Below are 21224 nucleotides of genomic sequence, written 5' to 3'. Positions count from 1 at the left end.
CACTTGTTTTGAAAAATAAATACTGCCCGAAATTTTACTTTTACAGTTATCGTTAAATGTGTAATTTTAAGCAAAATTAAGACAATGATATACGGGATAGATGTTTTCAGTTTCCATGACGTATTGGAAATCTGTAAAAATCCAAAAAAAGCGAAACTTAATAAAGCTTCAAAAGATCAAATTTTAAAATCACAGAAAAACGTTCAGAAAATTGTTGAGTCAGACAGATGCGTGTATGGAATCAACACCGGTTTTGGACCCCTTTGCGATACCAAAATTTCTGCTGACGAAACAGCACAATTACAATATAACTTAATTATTTCTCACGCGGTAGGCGTAGGAAAGCCGATTGATAAAGAATTTTCAAAGATCATGATCATTGCTAAAGTTCATGCATTGTCAAAAGGTTTTTCGGGAGTTTCTTTGGAGGTGATCGAGAGATTGATCACGATGTTGGAGAAAGATATCATTCCTGTAGTTCCTGAGCAAGGTTCTGTTGGAGCTTCTGGAGATTTAGCACCTTTGTCACACTTGGTTTTACCACTTTTAGGACTTGGACAAGTTTGGGTAGGAGATCAGATTTTCGAAACGGCTGAAATATTAGAAAAACATGACCTTGAACCGTTGACTTTAGGCCCAAAAGAAGGTTTGGGATTAATTAATGGAACTCAGTTTATTTTGGCTCATGCCATCAAAGGTTTAGAGAAATTCGAATATCTGTTGGATCTTGCTGATCTGACGGCTGCAATGAGTCTGGAAGCGTACAGAGGTTCTGAAAGTCCATTTAAAAAGGAACTTCATGACATCAGACCATTTGAAGGAAGCAAAAAAGTAGCTGCCAGAATAGTTAAATTTTTGAAAGGTTCTGAAAATATGAAGGCTCACGAAGAATGTGAACGTGTACAGGATCCTTATTCAATGAGATGTGTTCCTCAGGTTCATGGAGCGAGCAGAAATGCTTTTGAACATCTTAAATTGATGGCAAACACAGAATTAAATTCTGTTACAGATAACCCAATTGTTTTAAGTGCGGAAGAATCAATCTCAGGAGGAAATTTCCACGGACAATTAATGGCAATGCCTTTAGATTATGCAACATTAGCTGCGGCTGAATTAGGAAATATTTCCGACAGAAGAAGTTATTTATTATTGGAAGGGAAATACGGCTTACCAAGATTATTAACGGAAAGTTCAGGCTTAAATTCAGGTTTCATGATTCCTCAATATACTTCTGCGGCGTTGGTTACAGAAAATAAAACATTGTGTTTCCCTGCTTCTGCGGATTCAATTCCAACAAGTTTAGGTCAGGAAGATCATGTTTCGATGGGAAGTATTTCAGGAAGAAAATTCAATCAGGTTCTTGGGAATTTGGTTAATATTTTGTCTGTTGAATTAATGTTTGCAGCGCAAGGATTAGAATTCAGAAGACCTGCAAAATGTTCAAAAATTATTGAAGAAAACTTTGCAATCATCCGTTCTAAAGTTGCTAAGCTGGAAGAGGATAGATTGATCGGAAAAGATATGCTGGCTATTGCCGAATTGATTAATGATAGAAAATTTGTTGTGAATTAATTTTTCAAACATAAAATATATGAAGGCTTCCTTGAAAAAGGGAGCTTTTTTGTTTCCCACAGATTTCACAGATTTACACAGATGTTTACGCATATTTTTATTGATAATTGATAACATGAAAGAAATCTGTATAATATTTTAAGACAAATATTATTAATATTCTCATAAATAATTCCGAGAAATTTAAAACACAAACATCTGTGTAAATCTGTGAAATCTGTGGGAGTATAAAAAAACATTATTTTTGTAAAAGTAAAAACAACACGATGACAATAACAAAAACAGATTCCTCGAACGTAGATTTTCAAAATCTGGTAAAACTTCTTGATGCCGATTTGGCAATTCGTAACGGTGACGACCATGCATTCTATGATCAATTCAACAAAATTGATATGATCAAAAACTGTATAGTTATTTATATAGATGAAAATCCTGCGGCTTGCGGCGCTTTCAAAAAATTTGAAGATGATACAGTTGAAATCAAAAGAATGTACACCCATCCTGATTTTAGAAAAAGAGGATTAGCAGGAACAATCGTAAAAGAATTAGAAAGCTGGGCAAAAGAAATTGGTTATAAAAAAGCTGTTCTGGAAAGTTCATTAGAACAAAATGAAGCACTTTCTGTATACGAAAAAAGTGGCTATCAAAGGATCCCGAATTATGGACAGTATATCGGAATTGATAAGAGCGTTTGCTACGAAAAAATACTGTAAATCATAGCCTTATATTATTTTTAGCATAATAAAATTAATAAAAAATCATGTGAAATTAATTTTTAACGAACTGTAATTCAAGAGAAAGTGATATCTTGTATTACCAAATAAAAATTAATTTATATGAAAAAAAACGTATTTTATGTGATGTTTCTGCTTTTTGTGGCGGTTTCATGTAACAGGGACGAACTTCAGAATCAGGTAACCGAAATAGAGGTTGCTCAAAAAGATCCTCTCGACGCAAAACAAATTAACGGTAAAATTAATGAGTCTATTAAAAGTACCGGATCTTTCTCGTGGGCGAAATCTTCCGACCATTTTGTCTGGAGTGCTGTTTTTCAGGGGAATAAAGTAGCTTCTATTGGTTTTGGTTCTTCAAAAGAGGACTTTGACCGAAGTTTGTCTTCTGATAATGAACAAATTCAAAACGAAATTCTAGCACTTATTGAGAAATATGAAGGAAAAGAAAAAAGCAGAGTTTTACTTAATGCTGATAAATATTTGAATCAGATTGATGTTGCGATTGAAAAACAGGAAACTGTGATTGCTCTTCGTAAAATGAAAAACATTCGTTATCTAGAGCCTGCTGATTATCATTATTTCGAAAATGAAAATAAATTAAACGGAACCGCAAAATCTAGCGGAAGTTCTTCAGGATGCGGCTTTGAATCAACCGCTTTAAGTGCTGCTGACTATACAACCGTAACTCCCAACGCAAAAGCACCGTGGTCTTTTTACAAACATAATATTACAAACGCTTGGAGCTACAGTACAGGAGCTGGCGTGACGATTGGCTTGATCGATTCCGGAGTTTCTCCTGAACAAAGTCTGTTGGGAAGCAGTTTTAATAATGGACTGTCATCCGGAAGAGCAATCAGTAAAGTTGGCGTGCATGTAGATTCTGTCTGGCCATGGGCTACAGGCTACGATGGACCAAACGATCAGTGCGGACACGGAACAAGCATGGCTTCCGCAATGGCAGCTCCAAGAAATAACCAAGGACAACCTGTTGGAGTAGCTTATAATGCTAATCTAATCGCTTATCGTGCCGCAACCAATGTTGTTTTGGATGGATACCACGAACAAAACGGAGTGAAAATAGCTTTCACAGAATTAGCTAATAACAACAGTGTGAAAATTATTTCCATGTCAATGGGACACATTTTTTCTGTGGGTAAAATTGAAGATGGGGTTAAGTATGCTTACTCAAAAGGAAAACTAATTTTCTGTGCAGGCGGAACGTCTACAAGCTTCACTACTTTTGTCGGGGTTATTTTCCCTGCCTGGATGCCTGAAACACAAGCAATAACCGGAGTAAAAGAAAATACATCTAATCAAAAATGTGATGTTTGCCATTCAGGAGCTGAAATTGATTTTACCTATCAAATGGAAAGAGCTTCTGGAAACAATGTCCCGGTTCTAAGTTATTATAACGCACAAACCGATTATGTTGGAGGTTCTTCTGTTGCAACAGCTTCTACGGCTGGAATTGCTGCTTTAGTCTGGTCTAAAAATCCGTCATGGACAAGAGAGCAGGTCTTAAATAAAATGAGACAGTCTGCAACGTATTACCCAAGTCCGAATTCAGATTACGGATATGGAAATATTAATGTTTTACAGGCTGTTCAATAAGATTTAAACTGAAAATTTAATTTTAACCACAAAAGACACAAAAGATTTATGCTTAAATTATTTTTAAGTTTATCATTTCACTGTAATTTAAGAGCACATAAATTTGAAAATCTTTGATTTTTATGCTTTTATGAACTTTTGATTAACTCAAATGTACATGAATAAGATCTTTTGCAACTTTTGTGGTTAAATTTTTTACTGATTTAAATTAATCTCCCAACTGATAATCTAAAGGAAGCATATTTTCAATTTTATTTTTTGAAAAATCGCCTTCAGTGATGAGTAAATCGGGAGTTGTGATGTTTCCGTCTTTTGAAACTTCAAATGTTTCACCTTCGGGATGTAAAAAAGAAGATAAAATTACAGGAGTAGTATTTTTAACAAAGTCTTTTCCTTTTCTTTCAAAAAAATATTTGGGATAATTAACCTGAAGCATGTCTGCAAAGCTAAAAAGGACTTCTTCACCCGATCTTTTTACATAATCAGCATCAGGAATTTTTGTTTTTGTGATCGCCAGCGCGTAAGGTTTTTCATTATTTTTTCGTCTCATGATATCACTAATATCTTCGGGAATACTCATATTTCTTGAATTCTTCATCATTTCTGAAAAGTTCTTCAATGTTTTTAATTCTTCTTCGGTCGGATATTTCGGATTGGGGAATTTCACTACTTTATTCACAATAAATCCATCTTCTGAAACCTTATTGTTATAAATACTTCTGAAAAAGTGGAGTAAACTTCCATCAAAAGCATTCATTCTGTTAAGTTTTACTTTATCTGAAGTTTTTGTTTCTTTAAAAAAACTTGTCCCTGAATAATTGACCATTTTAGACTCAAAATCCGCAGAGTAACTGATGAGATTGTATTGTATTTCGTAGCCTAAATTTTTATTTTCAATAATTAAAGTCTGTGGAGCTTTTACTTTCAAGATCTTATTGGCTTTATCGTAGGCAAATTTTAAAGATCGCTGATTTTTAATTCTCACATTTTCTCTATCCGAACCAATGAATGTGTCAAGAAAATAATAGATATAATTTTTGTAGGCTTCTTCGGTATAAGGAATTATTCTGACCTCTTCAATCGTATTGGTCTTAATTAAAATAACCTTCAATGTTTTATTGATAACTTCAGAAAGCTTAGTTGTAAAAGTTTCATAATTTTCCTTTTGAAAAACCAGGCTTCCTATATTTTGTGAAGCTAAATTTAAAGTAAAACTACCATCTTCTTTTGAAGTAGTGCTGATTTTTGTTCCGTCCAGATAAATATTGACATTGGCAATTTTCTGTTCGGCATCATTCACGACCGTACCTTTAATGATCTGAGCAAATACACTATAAAAAGGTAGTAAAAATAGAAATAGTAATATCGTTTTTTTCATGGTAAAACAATATTACTATATTTATAGTGATAAAAAAAGTTTTTATTAAATATTTGAGAGCTGAAAAATATTTAACCGATTCTCACGCTCGTCATACTCAGCGAACCGCCAATTAATTCATCATTAAATAAAACTAAATTTTCTGCTTTATCTTTCAATCCTAAAGTATAAATTAATGGTAAATAATGATCCGGAGTGGGAACAGCATACTGTAAAAACGTTCCCTGTTTTTGATAATCAATAATAGGCTGGAAGTTACCATCCAAAAGCCAATTGTTGGTTTTCTCTCTGGCTTCGATCGCCCAATCCCAGCCAGCTCCAACGGTATCAATGTTTTTCCAGTCGATTAATCTTAAATTATGAACAATATTTCCGCTTCCGATAATAAGAATACCTTTTTCGCGGAGTTTATTTAATTTTTGAGCCAATTCAAAATGATATTGCGGAGGTTTTGTATAATCAATACTTAATTGAATCACAGGAATATCCGCATCAGGATACATATGTTTTATAACAGACCACGCGCCATGATCTAGTCCCCAATTATGATCTTCTTCAGCCAAAATTGGAGATAAAAGTTCAACTGCTTCCTTGGCTAATTCCGGACTTCCGGGAGCAGGATATTCTACATCAAACAACGCTTTTGGAAAGCCTCCAAAATCATGAATCGTTCTCGGCATATCCATTGCCGTCACAAAAGTTCCCTGTGTATACCAATGAGCGGAAATACACAAAATAGCATTCGGTTTCGGAATCTCTGTTGCCGCTTTTCTGAAACCCTGTACAAACTGATTTTCTTCAATAGCATTCATCGGCGAACCGTGCCCAAGAAATAAAACAGGCATTCTTTGTGTACGTTGAAAATTGTCACTGATGTTTTGTAGATCGTTGAGGTTCATACTATAATATTAAAAAAGAAAAAGGTTCAAGGTTTTTAGAAAATCCCTGAACCTTTTATGATTAAATTTTTTGGACGTTTGAGGTATTTTTTATTTTAATAGGATTGCATCCTATTCTTGAATATGTCGCCCCTTCGGGGCTCCCCAAAAATCCGTTTTTATTATGCTTGTTTTACAAACTGTAAATCTCCGGCTAATTTTACATCTTCGCTTACCATTACACCACCAGCTTCAAGAGCAGCATTCCAGTTTAATCCGAAGTCTTTTCTGTTGATTTTTCCTTCAAAAGAGAAACCAGCTTTTGTATTTCCCCATGGGTCAACATTGATTCCGTTAAAATCTACCTCAAGAGTGATAGGTTTTGTAATTCCGTTGATTGTTAAATTTCCGGTTACAGCACCATTCAAAGCCTGAGAATCGAAAGTGATTGTAGGGTTAGCTTCTGCATTGAAAAATTCTGCAGATTTAAGGTGATTATCTCTGTCTGCATTGTGCGTTGAAACAGAATCAGTCTGAATCGTTGCAGTTGTTTTAGCATTAGCGAAAGTATCATCATCAGCATCAATTTCTGCAGTGAAGTTGGTGAAGTTACCTTTAATGTTTGAGATCATCATGTGTTTTACTTTGAAAGTAATTTCACTATGTGTTGGGTCTAGGTTCCATTTTGTTGCCATTGTAATATATTTTTTATTGTTATTTATAGTGCAAATTTAGGATAAGGGACAGGTACAAATCATTGACGTAGGATAAGAAATAAATATGACAACAATTTTAACTTCAAATTAACATTACAACCTGTCATTTCGACGAAGGAGAAATCTATTACTCATTACCAATTACTCATTACTTATTCTTTAGGAGCTATTTCCCGCTTTCCACTACAATCTTTTTTTTCAAAAAAGGATTTTCATTGCAATCGGGGCTAGGGTATTGGTCGCCATCATTACGATTTGTCTTTACGGGGAATGAAGTTACGAAGCAATCTCAAAACATCAAAATATTTATTAACGAATCACCATACAGTTTGTTACCCCGTAGAAAACTCAACAATCATTATTAGAATATAAATATAGATTCCATGCTCCACTTCGTTCCGCTCTGAATGACAAAGACACCGCACAACCATTACTGACAAAGTCCCAAAAAACCAAAAACTAGCAACAATCAACCAAAAACTATTAAATCTAATTTAACATTTCTTAACGGTTAACTTTTATTTCTTATTTTTGATGGATTCAATTTTATACAATGAAATTACATAGATTTTCTTTATTGATGGTAGTTTTGGGCGGATCAGTTTTTGCTCAGACTCAGAAATTCACGATGGCGGAGGCTGTAAACGGGTTGAGAACGAACTTAGCGGTGAAAAATATCTCGCAGTTTTCATGGTCTGGAGATGGTAAATCTTACATTCAGGCAGTGAAAGGCGGATATTTGATTACGGATTTGAAGACATCAAAGCAAGATACTTTGGTTTCTTTGACGCAGTTGAACAGAAGTTTTTCAGACAAAAAATTAAAAGCGGTTCCACAGATCAAATTTATCAGTAAATCTCAAGGATATTTCAACGCGAATGATCAAATGATCTGGGTTGATAAATCCGGAAGCGACTGGAAAGTAAAAAGCTCAACATCTTTGGATGTAGATGCTGCCAACGTAAAAATGTTTAGCGATAATCAGACTTTTGCGTACACAGTAAAAAACAATCTATTTATTAATAAAAATGGAAAAGTCATTGCCGTAACGAACGATTCTAATGAAAATATTCTTAACGGTGCTGCCAATGTTCACAGAAACGAATTCGGAATTGATACAGGAATTTTCCCATCTCCAAATTCAGAAAGTGTAGCATTTTATAGAATGGATCAAACGATGGTTGCAGATTATCCTGTGATCGATTGGTCTGTGACTCCTGCGGTAAACCACAACATCAAATATCCGATGGCGGGGCAAAAGTCTCACGAAGTTACTTTGGGTGTTTATAATATTAAAAATCAATCGACTACTTTCCTTAAAGTTGAAGGTGAGAAAGATCAATATTTAACAGCAATTACCTGGAGCCCGGATTCAAAATACATCTTTGTTGGAGTGTTAAACAGAGGTCAGAATCATATGAAAATGAACCAGTATGACGCTGCTACAGGAGATTTAGTGAAAACTTTATTTGAAGAATCAGACAGTAAATATGTTGAACCACAACATCCGCTGACTTTCTTCCCAAATTCTAATACAGATTTCATTTGGCAGAGTCAGAGAACGGGATATAATCATTTATTCCATTATAGCTTAGAAAAAGGATTGGTTGCTCAGATCACAAAAGGAGATTGGCTGGTGACGGATATTTTAGGTTTTAATGAAAAGAAAAAGGAAATTTATTTCACTTCTACAAAAGAAACTCCTTTGGAAAAACATTTATACAGAATCAACTGGACGAACTTTAAATTACAAAGATTAGACAACGCAGAAGGCGTTCACACAGGAATTTTAAGCAGTGACGGAAATTATCTGTATGATGTTTACAGCAATTCCAACACACCAAAAGTTGCGAACATCATCAATACAAATACATTAAAATCCGACAATATTCTTACAGCTGAAAATACATTAAAAAATTATCAAAGACCTGAAATTAAAAATGTAAACCTAAAAGCTGATGACGGTACACCTTTATACGGTAAAATCATTCTTCCAACGAATTTTGATCCGAATAAAAAATATCCTGTAATTGTTTATCTGTACAACGGACCCCATTTACAATTGATAACAAATACTTTCCCTGCCTCAGGAAACCTTTGGTACGAGTATATGGCTCAAAACGGATACATCATTTTCACAATGGACGGAAGAGGTTCTGCCAACCGTGGAATGAAATTCGAGCAGGCTGTTTTCAGAAACTTAGGAACAACCGAAATGAATGACCAAATGAAAGGGGTAGATTATTTAAAATCTCTTCCTTACGTTGATTCAGAAAAATTGGGTATTCACGGATGGAGCTTCGGTGGATTTATGACGACAAGTTTCATGACTCGCCATCCTGAAGTTTTCAAAGTAGGTGTTGCGGGAGGTCCGGTGATCGACTGGAGCATGTACGAGATCATGTACGGCGAAAGATATATGGATACGCCTCAGGAAAATCCACAAGGATATGCAGCGGCTAATTTATTGGATAAAGTTCAGAACTTAAAAGGTAAATTATTAATGATCCACGGTGCTCAGGATGATGTGGTAGTTTGGCAGCATTCTATCAAGTTCATTAAATCTGCAGTTGATAACGGAGTACAATTAGATTATTTTGTTTATCCTGGACATCCACACAACGTAATCGGAAAAGACAGAGTGCATTTGATGCAGAAAGTAACCGATTATTTTGATCAGAACTTGAAAAAGTAAATATTAAAAATATAGAATGAACTTGGTAAAAGTAGATAGAGTCCACTTTCATACGTTTGATTCGTTAAGATTTCTATCTTTTTTATTAGTTTTCTTACATCATTCCCCCATTCCTACAGACAGTGTATTGCACTATTTTTCTAAGGGAGGGGGGATTGGTGTTTCTTTTTTCTTTGTGTTAAGCGGTTTTTTAATTACCTATATTTTAATTCTTGAAAAACTTAATAATCAAAATAAAATTTCACTTAAAAAGTTCTTTAAAAGAAGAATATTAAGAATATGGCCTTTGTATTATGCGATGGCTATTTTTGCATTTTGTACTCCTTTTATCCTTATTTTTTTTCATATTTCGTTTTCTAATGACGGTTATGAACCGAATTGGTTCTTCACCTTTACCTTCCTAGAAAACTATATGATGATGTACACTGGAAGCTTTCCAAATGTGGCTCCATTGCCTGTTATCTGGTCACTTTGTATTGAGGAGCATTTTTATATTATCTGGGGACTTATTTTCTATTTTATTTCATTAAAAAATATTCCGAAGCTTATTGTTGTAAGTATTTTGGTTTCATTTTTAACTAAGATCATTTATGAAACATATAATATTCAGTCTTTAGACATCTTTACCAATATTGATAATTTTGCTTTTGGAGCAATTCCTGCTTATCTATTTGTTTTTCATAAAGAAATCATTAAAAAACTAAATGAGATTCCGTCCATTTATAAATATTTTTATGCTGTATTTGTTTTATCAGCCATTGTGATAAGATTAAATACGACAGTAATTCCTGATGTGAAAATTAATTCGCTTTTCTTTGGAACGCTGTTTTCTTTACTGATTTTATTCACTTTGGGAGAAAAAAATGTATTTAAAATTTCAGATAAAAATATATTGGCTCGCCTTGGAAAATACACTTACGGATTATACTTAATTCATCCGATTTGCATTAGTTTATTTGTCAAAATGGGGGAGAAGTATCATTTGAATTGGTATTCTATTACTTTATTGGCATTTATTTTTACTGTAATTTTCGCCTATTTATCTTATCAACTTTTCGAGAAACAATTTTTAAAACTTAAAACCTCAAACTAAGTTTTCCTGCTGTTCGTTCTTACCATCGATCAATGTTTTTGAATATTGATAATCGTAATTTTGTTCTATCTAAAAATCAAAAAATATGGAATTAGGAATAGGAATGTTTGGCGACTTATCTTTTGACCAGACAACCGGAAAATATAGAGATGCAGGTGTAAAGATCCGTGAAATTCTTGAGCAGGTAAAAGTAATGGATGAGGTTGGAATTGATGTTTTTGCCATGGGAGAGCATCACCGTCCGGATTATGCGGTTTCATCACCAGAAATAGTTTTGGCTGCGGCTGCAAGTATCACAAAAAATATAAAATTGGCGAGTGGGGTAACGGTTTTAAGTTCATCCGAGCCTGTAAAAGTATATGAAGATTTTTCAACGTTAGATTTAATATCAGACGGAAGAGCAGAAATATTCGTAGGAAGAGGAAGTTTCATAGAATCTTTTCCTTTGTACGGATATTCTTTGAATGATTACGAACAGCTTTTCGACGAAAAATTAGAATTATTATTAAAAATAAATTCAGAAGAAAACGTTTCATGGTCCGGAAAGCTTCGTGCGCCGATGCAAAATCAAACGGTATATCCAAGAGCTAAAAATGATGGCAAATTGTCGATCTGGAGAGCTGTTGGCGGAACGCCACAATCAGTTTTAAGTGCAGCGCAATTAGGAATGCCATTAGTTGTTGCGATCATTGGTGGAATGCCGATTCAGTTTAAAAATTTAATTGAATTTTATAAACAAGAATATCAAAAAGCAGGACATGATGTATCTAAAATGCAGATCGCGATTCATTCTCACACTTTTGTAAGTGACGATCAAAATGTTGTAGACGGATATTTTAATAATTATAAATCTCAGATGGACAGAATCGGAGCTTCCAGAGGTTGGGCGCCTTACACAAAAGCGCAGTATGACGGAGGACGAAACAGAGATGGTGCTTTATTCATCGGAAGTCCTGCGGAAGTTGCAGATAAAATTGCATACATGAAAGAAATTTTCGGAATTACAAGATTTATCGGTCATATGGATGTTGGCGATCCTGCTCATGATGTGATGATGAAATCTATTGAACTGTTTGGTGAAAAAGTAAAACCTGCTATTCAAAATTAAAAGAGCCCCAAAGGGGCGACTTAACCGAGGGCAGGATATAATCCTGTCATACATATTGTTTAATTACATATTTAAAAATATGTATCCACAATCAACATAAAAACAAAACCTCCGTTGAAATTTTCAACGGAGGTTTTTCTTAAAATCATCTTATAAAAATGCCAAAAATGTGGCGAGTTTATTAATCGAAATCCGCATTGTAGTAAGCAATGGATACCTGCGGATGAAAAGAGAACATAAAAGTCTCAAAGCCGTTTTCTGGCTTACTATTTTTACTTAAAAGATATTTATTGTCGATAATATCAATTAATGCTAATTCAGGTGTGTAAAATGTAAGTCCGATCTTATGTTTTGACGAATCTTCTGTATTTGAACTGATGAGGTCTAATTTGAAACTTTCAACAGGGAAAAAAGTATTTCCCAAAACATCAGGAAGACTTTTGATTTCTCCGTTTAATTGAGAAATATAATTAACCACCGATGAGCTCAATAAAAAAGGGATTCTTTCTGCATGTGAGTTTTTAGCTAAAAGCTCCCAATAATTTTTCACGGAATCTTCTTTGTCATCAAAAACCTGATGCTGAATCTTATACTCAAAATAAGTATCTTCAAAAACATATTTATCCCAAGGCATCGTAGAATTCTGATCGATCACGATTCGGAATGCCAGTTTTATTTTTGCTTTCATGATATTAAAATTTTAATAAAATCAGGGCAGTTTTCCACGCCTGCCCTGGTACAAAACACAAATGATATGAAAAAATATCTAACACTTAAAGTATACTAATGAATTGCAACTTTAGTATTTTCTATAGATGTTCCTTTAGAATTTTCTATTATAATTTTCACGGAATAGATACCGGATTTTAATTGATTTTTAGTGATCTTAATTTCCTGTTTCCCCTTTAAAAGTCCCTGCTTATGAAGTATTTTAACAACTTGTCCTTCTTCATCAATTAATTCAATACTTACAACTGCTCTTTCGTTTAAAACAAGAGGAAAAATAATTTCACTAAGAAAGGGATTTGGGTAAATTTTTTTCACATTGAGTTTTTATCAGACTTCGAATAGTATAATAAGTGCATTTTCACTTAAAGCTTCAAATTCCAACGTTTCAATGTCATTGAGAATGATCGCATCTCTGGTTTCCATTAATCTGTTTTGAAACTCAAAAGCACCATTAATTACCATTCCGAAAATTGATTTTCCTTTCTCATATAAAGAATATTCCTGCTCTTTTCTGCCTTCATACAATCCAATGAAATTCGGACATTCTAAGTTTTTTGAGATTTGAATTAATGTATTTTTTTCATTCAAATTCAAGTTTTCAATCGAGAAAGAGTTTTCTGATGTTTTACTTTTTAATTCTAAGATCAAGATATCTGCTTTTTCGCTCGGAAGATTATTTTTTAAGGTTAAAAAACTACTTTCACTTGATTTTAAAGTAAAAATTTGTTCTGCTGAAATAGGTTTTTTAAAATCATTAATTACAATTTCGCCGTACAGAACGATCATCATAATAGTACAGTTTTCTTTATATTCAAAATTATAGCTTCCGTTTTTATCCAAAACAATTTCAGAAACTTTTCTCAGCTTAGAATTTTCTTCATTGAAATTTATTTCATTAAAAGCAGATGAATTTTCTTTCTTCCAAACAGAAAGATCTGATTTAAATATCCTTGACGGGCTTTGAACTAACATAATTTCCTGATTTTAAATATCTCCACATCGCACAGATCAACATCTGCTTTTGATTTTCAACACTTCACATATATAGTTTCTATCGATGAAAACCTGTGCTTTTGTGGAAACTAATTAAACAACCTCTAAACTTAAGCCGAAACTTTTATGGTATGGGTCAGAGCGAAACCTCCGCTTACGCTTCCTGAAATACTGGACATTTCATTGGAGGTTCCATCACTGAACACGTTATCATTCGAATTATAAGTATATCCACTCATGCCCTTGTAGCCAGTACTTGCGCCTACTTGCACAACCGCACTGTCACTTGCTTCCGGAAACGCAATTTGCGTCACCAAAAGAGATTGCCCTGCAGCATTATAAACATGAACATGAATATGAGTAGCTCTTCCATTATACCAACCCGGAAAAATAGAGGTAAAATTCACTTTACCGTTAGCATCCGTAGTCTGTCTTCCTCTTAAAAAGTGAACTGATGTGTAGTTGGTCGACTGCATTCCTGTTCCACCATATTCAGAATAATTTCCGTCTTTATCGCAATGCCAGATATCCACAAGAGCACCTTGTAAATTGGCACAGCTCGTATTAACATTCTGAATGGTAATGGCAATTGTAAAAGGAACTCCGGTTCTGTCGCTTACAATATTACTCTGAACCAAACTTGACGGCGTTTTTGTAGGAAACGGACCTTCTGTTTCAGAATTGGTTACAGAACATCCTGTAGATGATCCGGATGAAGTGCCGGAAGAATCCACAACGTCATCATCGCTTCCACAATGGATCAAAAGAGGAGCTGCAACTGCTGTTACGCCCGCTAAACCCAGACTTCTTAAAAAGGACTTTCTATTCATTGTTTTCATAATACGGGTTTTTAAGGTTAAAAATTAAAAGGATAAAGTCTGTCTCTGTTATCTTTTCAATTTTGATACACCAAATGTATTTTCAAAATACCCTCCCCGAAAATTTATGAGGTAAACGGATGAAATGTGTCGGTAAATACTGGTTTTTTAAGAAACGTTAAGAATTAATATATGCTTTGTGCATCATATTAGCAATGTGATTGTCATTCTGACGAAGGAAGAATCTCAACGGGGTTTTATTACTCATTACCCATTATTTATTACCCATTTTTCAGGAGCTATTTCCTGCTTTTCGTTACAATCTTTTTTTGCAAAAAAGGATTTTCTCTACAATCAGGGCTAGGGCTTTTGTCGCCAATTCAATCTTTCTTGATTATTAGATCTTTTCCAGATGAGAATTATTTATTCACAATCCTCATCACTTCTTCTTTGTAAGTTTCCCCAATCGGAATAATAAAATCCCCAATATGAATATTACGATTAACAATAGTTTTAATATTATTTACAGGAACAATATAAGAGCGGTGAACCCGCACAAAATCCTTCTCAGAAAGCTTTTCCATAATATTTTTCATGGAAGAACGTGCAGTGATTTTAGAATGATCTTTTAAATGAATCTGAATATAATCATCCAACCCTTCAATCAACAGAATATCATTAAAATTGATCTTATGAAGCTTATAATCTGCGCGGATAGAAAGATATTTTACCTCATCATTTTCTGTATTAATCTTTACTTTTTCAACAGCCGACCTGAATCTTTCAAAAGAAAACGGTTTCAATAAATAATCTACAGCATTAATATTAAAAGCATCAACCGCATATTCAGAATAGGCAGTTGTAAAGATCACTTTTGTGTTTTGGGAAATGTTTTTATAGAAATCCAACCCGTTTTTGGATGGCATTTCGATGTCTAAAAAGATGAGGTCAACAGGAAATTTATTGAGATATTTCTGAGCATCACTTTGTATATTGAAAACCTTTTCCAGCGAAAGATTTTCAATTTTTCCGGCATAATTCTCAATGATTTTCAGGGCAAGAATTTCGTCGTCCAAAGCGATGGCTTTTATCATATTTTTTATGTTAAATTAATTTTTAAATCTACTTCATAAGTCAAGACATTGTTCGTAATTGTCAGCGTATGTTTGTCAGGATAAACCTGATTGAGATGTTCAATTGTATTTTTTAAACCAACTTTTAAGCTATTTTCGTCTGTAATTTGATGATTGACAACATTATTAAAAACCGTAAAGCTTAATATATCTTCCTGAACAATCACTTTCACGGATATTTTCGAATTTTCGGCAGCGTTAAAGCCATATTTAAAAGCATTCTCGATAAAATTAACCAAGATAAAAGGTGCAATTTTAAGATCTTTTGTTTCACCGATTTCAGTGTAAGTAAAATCTAAACTGCTGTCTGTTCTCACCAATTGAAGTGCGATATAATCTTTTAAATACTCAATTTCTTTACTTAATTCAACAAAATCTTTGCTGCTTTCCTGAACAACATATCTCATCACATTAGAAAGTTTCAGAATTCCGTTGGGTGCATCGTCAGATTTTAATAAAGCTAACGAATAAATAGAGTTTAAAATATTAAACAAAAAATGAGGTTGTAGTTGATATTTTAAATTTAATAACTCGGCTTTGGCTTTAGATCTTTCCAGTTCTTTTTTCTCATTGTTTCGATAAATAAAAAGTGATGATAAGAAAGAAAATAAAAAGGGAAGGAGAGAGGAAAAGATCATCTGATAATAAGAACCGTCATTTCTGTGTCCAAAATTTTGAAATGGCTGTTGTCCATCCATTGGCGGTGGCGGCATATTTCCATTTGGTGGAAACATTTCATGCTGAGGCATCGGTAGAGCCTGTTGTGAATTCAACAAATTCTCAGAAGTAAAATAATAAGGTAAAAAAACCATAATGATAAAGCTTATCACCACACAAATAACAAAAGCTGAATATTTTTTCTTGCTGTAGAATTTAGGAAGAAAAATAAGTAAGTTTAAATAGAAAAATATAATAATTAAAACGAAACGAATAAACTCTCTCTGAAAAGGAGAAACCCTGAAAACAGACAACGTACCATCAAAATCCGGAGAAGAAACTATAGGTATAGTTAACAGCAATGGAATCAGTATAATATGCGGCCATAGTTTTTTCATTAAACTAAAATATAAAAAGTTTAAAGAATATTGAGAATATTAATGCTACTTTTGATTGAAACAAACTTGATATGAAAAATTTATGGGTCGTTTTCTTTGCTTTAATCGGAACATTAATAAATGCTCAGGATTTAAAAAAAACAGCAAAGGAAATACAGGAAGAGGGTATTGAATTATATCGAAGTGAAATGGCAAGTTGGTACGGAACGGATGTTTTGAAAGCAAATTATGATAAGATGGAAAATGTAAAAGGATATTTTTCCTACATTGATGGCGGAGTTCCAAAATGTATTTTCTTTTCTGAAAAGAGTAAAGTTTTAGCTACAGTTGCGTTTCCTGCGAATTATAATCCGAGAGATGCAAAGATAGATATGAACGAAAGAGATTTTACACCGAAAGAATTAGACTACTTCACGATCAGACAAAATGCGAACGAAAAAGTAAAAACTGATACCATTTTTCAGCAATACAATAATACGAGTATGAATTTGATTCCTATTATTGATAAAAATAATATTAAAAAAGTATATGCAGTTACAGGCCCTTCGGTGGACAATATTGTCATTTTTGGAAATGATTATCTGATCAGTTTTAATGACAAAAACGAAGTGAAAAATATTGAAAAATTGCATAAAGGAATTATTATTCAGGCTATGAAACAGGAAAAAATGGAAAATGCAATTTCCGGACTTCATTCTCATGTTTTGGAAAATCACCAGACCATCACGCCTACTGATATCTGTACCTTAATGCTTTACTATAAATTCACCAATTGGGAAGATTATTTTGTAGTTTCTAAAGACTTCGTAAGCATCTGGAGAAATAAATCTAACAATCTGGTTATTATAAAAGAAAAAGACTTTAAAAGAATGGCCGAGAGTGTTGAAAAATCTGACAAAAATAATAGTAACAAAAATTAAGAATAGAAAATATGCACGAAAAAGCGAAAGATCCTTTACACGGAAAAAGACTCGATGCTATTCTTGAAGAATTGGTAGAATATTATGGCGGATTTGAGAAGTTGGGGCAGCAAATCAATATCAAATGTTTCACGGATAATCCGAGCATCAATTCTTCCCTGAAATTTTTACGAAAAACAGATTGGGCAAGAACAAAAGTTGAAAGCCTGTATCTTTATGTACTAAGACAGAAAAAAAAGAACGAACCAAAAAGTGAAAACTAAAAATGCTAGGTTTTAGATACTTCTTTAAAGGTATTTCTTCGGTCAATAATTTCAAAAATAGTATATTTGTGCCGTTAATCGTGAAAAAAGCTCACGAAAAAAAGAGAAAATATGACAATTGAAAACAATCATGTTGTAGCTGTAAAGTACATACTTCACACTATCGAAGAGGATGGAAGTAAAATTCTTGTAGAAGAAACAACAAACGAAAATCCACTTACATTCTTATACGGTATGGGAATGATGATTCCTAAGTTTGAACAAAATATCCATGGTTTGAAAGCTGGTGATAAAGCAGCTTTTGTAATTCAGCCGGAAGAAGCTTACGGTGAAAAACAACCGGATGCTATTGCTCAATTGCCAATAGATATGTTTAAAGAAGCTGGAATTCCTCCTGTAGGAGTTATTTTGCCTTTATCTGATAATGAAGGAAATAATTTCCAGGCATTTGTAGTAGAGGTAACGCCAGAATTTGTTGTGGCAGACCTTAACCACCCAATGGCTGGGAAAGTTTTAGATTTCCAGGTAGAAATTTTAAATACACGTCCTGCGACAGAAGAAGAATTGTCTCACGGTCACGCTCACGGAGTTGACGGAAACGAAGCTCACTAAAATATAATATAAATGTCCGATTTCTTATCGGACATTTTTTTATTCTAAAAATTCTCCACTTACATAAAACCAACGGTTTTGAATCATTTTGAATTTTGATAATTCATGATGAACCTGCTTTTGATCGTCTTCGTCAGTATAAAAAGCTTTAAATTCAACCTTGCTGATTGAAGGTTTATCCACAATCTCCAGTTTTGTCCATTCATTGATCTCTCCCCATTCCTGCAAATCTTTTGTATTATGAAATTGTCTTTTGCTTGGAGATGTTGTTTCCATCAAATATTTTCCATTCGGAATTGCAAATGCAGAAAATCTTGAACGCATCAAAGCCTCAGCTGTCGGTGCATTTTTTTCTCCCGTATGATAAGGTTTACAACATTCTTCGTAGGTTTTTCCTGAGCAGCAGGGACAATTCATTTTATTTTAATTTTTGAAACACAAATTTACACGAATATTTTTTCACTAATAACACAAATCTTATATCAATAGGAACAGGCTTTAGCCCATTTAAACAATAAATTAATTCCAATTGGCTTTATCCAAAACTTATAAATTAATATTTCTCCCACAGATCGCACAGATTTTCACAGATGTTTGTGTTATATTTTATCATAATTAAAAAGATTATGCGCAATCATCTGTGAAAATCTGTGCGATCTGTGGGAAATAAAAAATATCTACCATTTAAAACAAAAAAAGCATCCAAATCAATGAATGCTTTAAAAAATTTATTTAATAAAACCTCTGTTTCTCAATAAAGGCTTAATATCCGGATCATGTCCTGTAAAATCTCTGAATGCCTGATTAAGATCAACCGAATTACCTACGGAAAGAATATATTTTCTGAAACGGTCACCATTTTCTCTTGTCAGTCCTCCGTTCTTTGAAATCCATTCCCAAGCATCATTATCTAAAGTTTCAGACCATAAATAAGCGTAATATCCAGCTGAATATCCACCTCCCCAAATGTGTGCAAAGTAAGGTGTGTGATATCTTGGTGGAACAGTTGCTAATGTAAATCCGTGTTTTGTTAACGATTGTTTTTCAAAATCTAAAACAGGGATTAACTGACTTTCATTCGTCACCGTATGCCAATCCATATCAAGTTCAGCAGCAGAAACCAATTCTGTTGTCATATAACCTTGATTGAATGTTCCTGCTTTTTTAATTTTATCAACTAAAGCTTGTGGAATAGGTTGTTTTGTTTCGTAATGCAGTGCATAATTCTTTAAAACAGTTGGATCTAAAGCCCAATGCTCATTAATTTGAGAAGGGAATTCCACAAAATCCCTCGGTACACTTGTTCCTGAAAGCGATGGATATTTCTGACTCGCAAACATTCCGTGAATCGAGTGACCAAACTCATGGAAAATCGTTGAAACATCATCAAAACTAATTAATGAAGGTTTCCCAGGAGCAGGTTTCTGATAGTTATAACAGTTTACAATAACAGGTTTTGTTCCTAATAAATAAGATTGCTCAACGAAGTTACTCATCCATGCCCCTCCATTTTTAGAATCTCTTGTGTAAAAATCCAGATAATAGATGGCAATAGATTTTCCATCTTGATCGAAAACTTCGTACGTTACCACATCTGGATGATAAACCGGAAGATCTGTTCTCTTTTTGAAAGTCAGTCCGTAGAATTTTTCAGCAGCGAAGAAAACTCCTTTTTCTAAAACCGTTGTGATTTCAAAATAAGGTTTGATTTGGTTTTCATCTAAATCAAATTTCGCTTTTCTTACCTGTTCAGCGTAAAAATTCCAGTCCCAAGGCTCAACTTTGAAACCTCCTTTTTGCTGATCAATAAGATCTTGAATATCTTTCGCTTCACGTCTTGCTGTTTCTACAGCAGGAGTAGCGATTTGGTTCATTAAGTTGGTCGCAGCTTCAGGTGTTTTTGCCATCTGATCCTGCAATTTCCATTCTGCAAAACTTTTCTTACCTAAAATCTGAGCTTTTTTAAGTCTTAATTTTGCCAGTTTTTCAATAGTTTCTCTGGTATCGTTTCCGTCACCTTTTTCAGCTCTTAACCAAGAAGCTTTAAATAATTTCTCTCTGGTAGCTCTGTTGGTAAGGTTTTGTAATAAAGGCTGTTGAGTCGTATTTTGTAAAGCTAAAAGATATTGACCTGGTTTTCCGGCAGTTTTTGCATCGGTTGCCGCAGCAGCAATTTCGTCAGCGGAAAGCCCGTCCAATTCTTTTGCATCAGAAAAGAAAACGCCACCTACTTTTCTAGCTTCCAATAGTTTATTTGAATATTGAGTAGAAAGTGAAGCCAATTCTTGGTTTACCTGCTTTAATTTTTCTTTATCCGCAGAAGAAAGATTCGCTCCAGCAATTTCAAAGTTTTGTTTGTAAAACTGTACCAACCTTTTGCTTTCAGGGTCTAAACCATCTTCTTTGATTGATTTTATTCTTTTGTAAAGATTGTCATTCAGATACATTTTATCGGAATGTGCAGCAAAAATTGGAGCATATTCTTCGTCTAAAGCCTGTAAAGTTGGGTTGGTATTCGCACTTGTAAGGTTTGAAAATACAATAACAGTTCTTTTCAACACTTCACCACTTTTTTCTAAAGCAACGATGGTGTTTTCAAAAGTCGGAGCTTCAGGATTGTTGGCGATTTTTAAAATTTCAGCGTCGTGCTGTTTTAATCCAAAATCAAAAGCCGGTTTAAAATGTTCATTCTTAATTTTATCAAATTCGGGAGCTTCGTATTGAAGCTTGCTTTTTTTCATAAAAGGATTTGATGAAAGAGAAGCGTCCGGTACAGGAATTTCCTGTTGATTATCGGTTTTTTTCATTGTAGTACAAGAGTAATTAAATGCTAATGCAGAAATTAATAATACCGATGTAATATTTTTCATAAATTAGTTGTTATTAAAGTATAAAGATATTAAAAACTTAATGTAT

At 33.7% G+C, this 21224-nt stretch carries 20 protein-coding genes; 9 read left to right on the top strand and 11 right to left on the bottom strand.

From position 1 onward, the window contains the following. The first annotated feature begins 84 nt into the window (after positions 1-84). The 3 genes from hutH to AC1Q7L_RS14115 all read left to right on the top strand — a co-directional run bounded on the left by hutH (position 85) and on the right by AC1Q7L_RS14115 (position 3917). Positions 85-1572, top strand: coding sequence for a histidine ammonia-lyase (gene hutH, locus AC1Q7L_RS14125; RefSeq protein WP_492306476.1), 1488 nt, complete (start codon positions 85-87; stop codon positions 1570-1572). Positions 1573-1838: 266 nt separating this feature from the next. Then, positions 1839-2285, top strand: a complete 447-nt coding sequence (locus tag AC1Q7L_RS14120) for a GNAT family N-acetyltransferase (protein ID WP_492306475.1) — start codon at positions 1839-1841, stop codon at positions 2283-2285. A gap of 123 nt (positions 2286-2408) precedes the next feature. Next, positions 2409-3917: a S8 family peptidase gene (locus AC1Q7L_RS14115; RefSeq protein WP_492306474.1), complete on the top strand. Its 1509-nt coding sequence runs from the start codon at positions 2409-2411 to the stop codon at positions 3915-3917. Positions 3918-4125: 208 nt separating this feature from the next. Here the strand turns inward: AC1Q7L_RS14115 and AC1Q7L_RS14110 are convergent, their stop codons facing one another. The 3 genes from AC1Q7L_RS14110 to AC1Q7L_RS14100 form a co-directional block, all read right to left on the bottom strand. After that, a complete protein-coding gene (locus AC1Q7L_RS14110) occupies positions 4126-5295 on the bottom strand; it encodes a carboxypeptidase-like regulatory domain-containing protein (protein ID WP_492306473.1) in 1170 nt (389 codons plus the stop codon). Positions 5296-5366: 71 nt separating this feature from the next. Further along, positions 5367-6194: a 4,5-DOPA-extradiol-dioxygenase gene (ygiD, locus tag AC1Q7L_RS14105; protein WP_492306472.1), complete on the bottom strand. Its 828-nt coding sequence runs from the start codon at positions 6192-6194 to the stop codon at positions 5367-5369. A gap of 161 nt (positions 6195-6355) precedes the next feature. Further along, positions 6356-6868, bottom strand: coding sequence for a YceI family protein (locus AC1Q7L_RS14100; RefSeq protein WP_410692701.1), 513 nt, complete (start codon positions 6866-6868; stop codon positions 6356-6358). Between the two features lie 574 nt (positions 6869-7442). Between AC1Q7L_RS14100 and AC1Q7L_RS14095 the strand changes: the two genes are divergently transcribed. The 3 genes from AC1Q7L_RS14095 to AC1Q7L_RS14085 all read left to right on the top strand — a co-directional run bounded on the left by AC1Q7L_RS14095 (position 7443) and on the right by AC1Q7L_RS14085 (position 11785). Continuing rightward, positions 7443-9584 (top strand): S9 family peptidase, encoded by a 2142-nt coding sequence (locus AC1Q7L_RS14095; RefSeq protein WP_492306471.1) that lies wholly within the window; start codon positions 7443-7445, stop codon positions 9582-9584. A gap of 16 nt (positions 9585-9600) precedes the next feature. Beyond that, a complete protein-coding gene (locus AC1Q7L_RS14090) occupies positions 9601-10677 on the top strand; it encodes an acyltransferase family protein (RefSeq protein WP_492306470.1) in 1077 nt (358 codons plus the stop codon). Between the two features lie 85 nt (positions 10678-10762). Next, positions 10763-11785 carry an LLM class flavin-dependent oxidoreductase gene (locus AC1Q7L_RS14085; RefSeq protein ID WP_492306469.1) on the top strand — a complete coding sequence of 341 codons (1023 nt, stop codon included), beginning with the start codon at positions 10763-10765 and terminating at the stop codon, positions 11783-11785. A 181-nt stretch (positions 11786-11966) separates the two neighbouring features. On the opposite strand, the gene AC1Q7L_RS14080 is transcribed toward AC1Q7L_RS14085, so the two are convergent. From AC1Q7L_RS14080 to AC1Q7L_RS14055, 6 genes are all read right to left on the bottom strand, one after another. Beyond that, positions 11967-12473, bottom strand: coding sequence for a hypothetical protein (locus AC1Q7L_RS14080; protein ID WP_492306468.1), 507 nt, complete (start codon positions 12471-12473; stop codon positions 11967-11969). A 95-nt stretch (positions 12474-12568) separates the two neighbouring features. Then, on the bottom strand, positions 12569-12829 hold the full coding sequence (locus AC1Q7L_RS14075) for a T9SS type A sorting domain-containing protein (protein WP_492306467.1): 261 nt from the start codon (positions 12827-12829) through the stop codon (positions 12569-12571). A gap of 12 nt (positions 12830-12841) precedes the next feature. Then, on the bottom strand, positions 12842-13486 hold the full coding sequence (locus AC1Q7L_RS14070) for a pirin family protein (RefSeq protein WP_492306466.1): 645 nt from the start codon (positions 13484-13486) through the stop codon (positions 12842-12844). Between the two features lie 131 nt (positions 13487-13617). Then, a complete protein-coding gene (locus AC1Q7L_RS14065; protein ID WP_492306465.1) occupies positions 13618-14346 on the bottom strand; it encodes a dioxygenase family protein in 729 nt (242 codons plus the stop codon). Between the two features lie 398 nt (positions 14347-14744). Continuing rightward, positions 14745-15419 carry a LytR/AlgR family response regulator transcription factor gene (locus tag AC1Q7L_RS14060; RefSeq protein WP_492306464.1) on the bottom strand — a complete coding sequence of 225 codons (675 nt, stop codon included), beginning with the start codon at positions 15417-15419 and terminating at the stop codon, positions 14745-14747. 5 nt (positions 15420-15424) lie between these two features. Next, positions 15425-16513: a sensor histidine kinase gene (locus AC1Q7L_RS14055; RefSeq protein ID WP_492306463.1), complete on the bottom strand. Its 1089-nt coding sequence runs from the start codon at positions 16511-16513 to the stop codon at positions 15425-15427. 71 nt (positions 16514-16584) lie between these two features. On the opposite strand from AC1Q7L_RS14055, the gene AC1Q7L_RS14050 reads away from it, so the two are divergent. From AC1Q7L_RS14050 to AC1Q7L_RS14040, 3 genes are all read left to right on the top strand, one after another. Next, positions 16585-17433, top strand: coding sequence for a hypothetical protein (locus AC1Q7L_RS14050; RefSeq protein WP_492306462.1), 849 nt, complete (start codon positions 16585-16587; stop codon positions 17431-17433). Positions 17434-17444: 11 nt separating this feature from the next. Next, entirely contained in the window at positions 17445-17696 is a 252-nt protein-coding gene (locus AC1Q7L_RS14045) for a VF530 family protein (RefSeq protein ID WP_492306461.1), read from the top strand. A gap of 111 nt (positions 17697-17807) precedes the next feature. Beyond that, positions 17808-18308, top strand: a complete 501-nt coding sequence (locus AC1Q7L_RS14040; RefSeq protein WP_410692712.1) for an FKBP-type peptidyl-prolyl cis-trans isomerase — start codon at positions 17808-17810, stop codon at positions 18306-18308. A 39-nt stretch (positions 18309-18347) separates the two neighbouring features. On the opposite strand, the gene AC1Q7L_RS14035 is transcribed toward AC1Q7L_RS14040, so the two are convergent. Both AC1Q7L_RS14035 and AC1Q7L_RS14030 read right to left on the bottom strand, forming a co-directional pair. After that, positions 18348-18725, bottom strand: a complete 378-nt coding sequence (locus tag AC1Q7L_RS14035) for a YchJ family protein (protein WP_410692713.1) — start codon at positions 18723-18725, stop codon at positions 18348-18350. Between the two features lie 311 nt (positions 18726-19036). Beyond that, complete coding sequence (locus AC1Q7L_RS14030) at positions 19037-21178, bottom strand: M3 family metallopeptidase (protein ID WP_492306460.1); 2142 nt, start codon at positions 21176-21178, stop codon at positions 19037-19039. Between the last annotated feature and the right edge of the window lie 46 nt (positions 21179-21224).

This window comes from Chryseobacterium sp. GW823-FHT05E08 (genome assembly GCF_058795655.1).
This window is presented reverse-complemented; position numbering and strand designations above follow the sequence as displayed.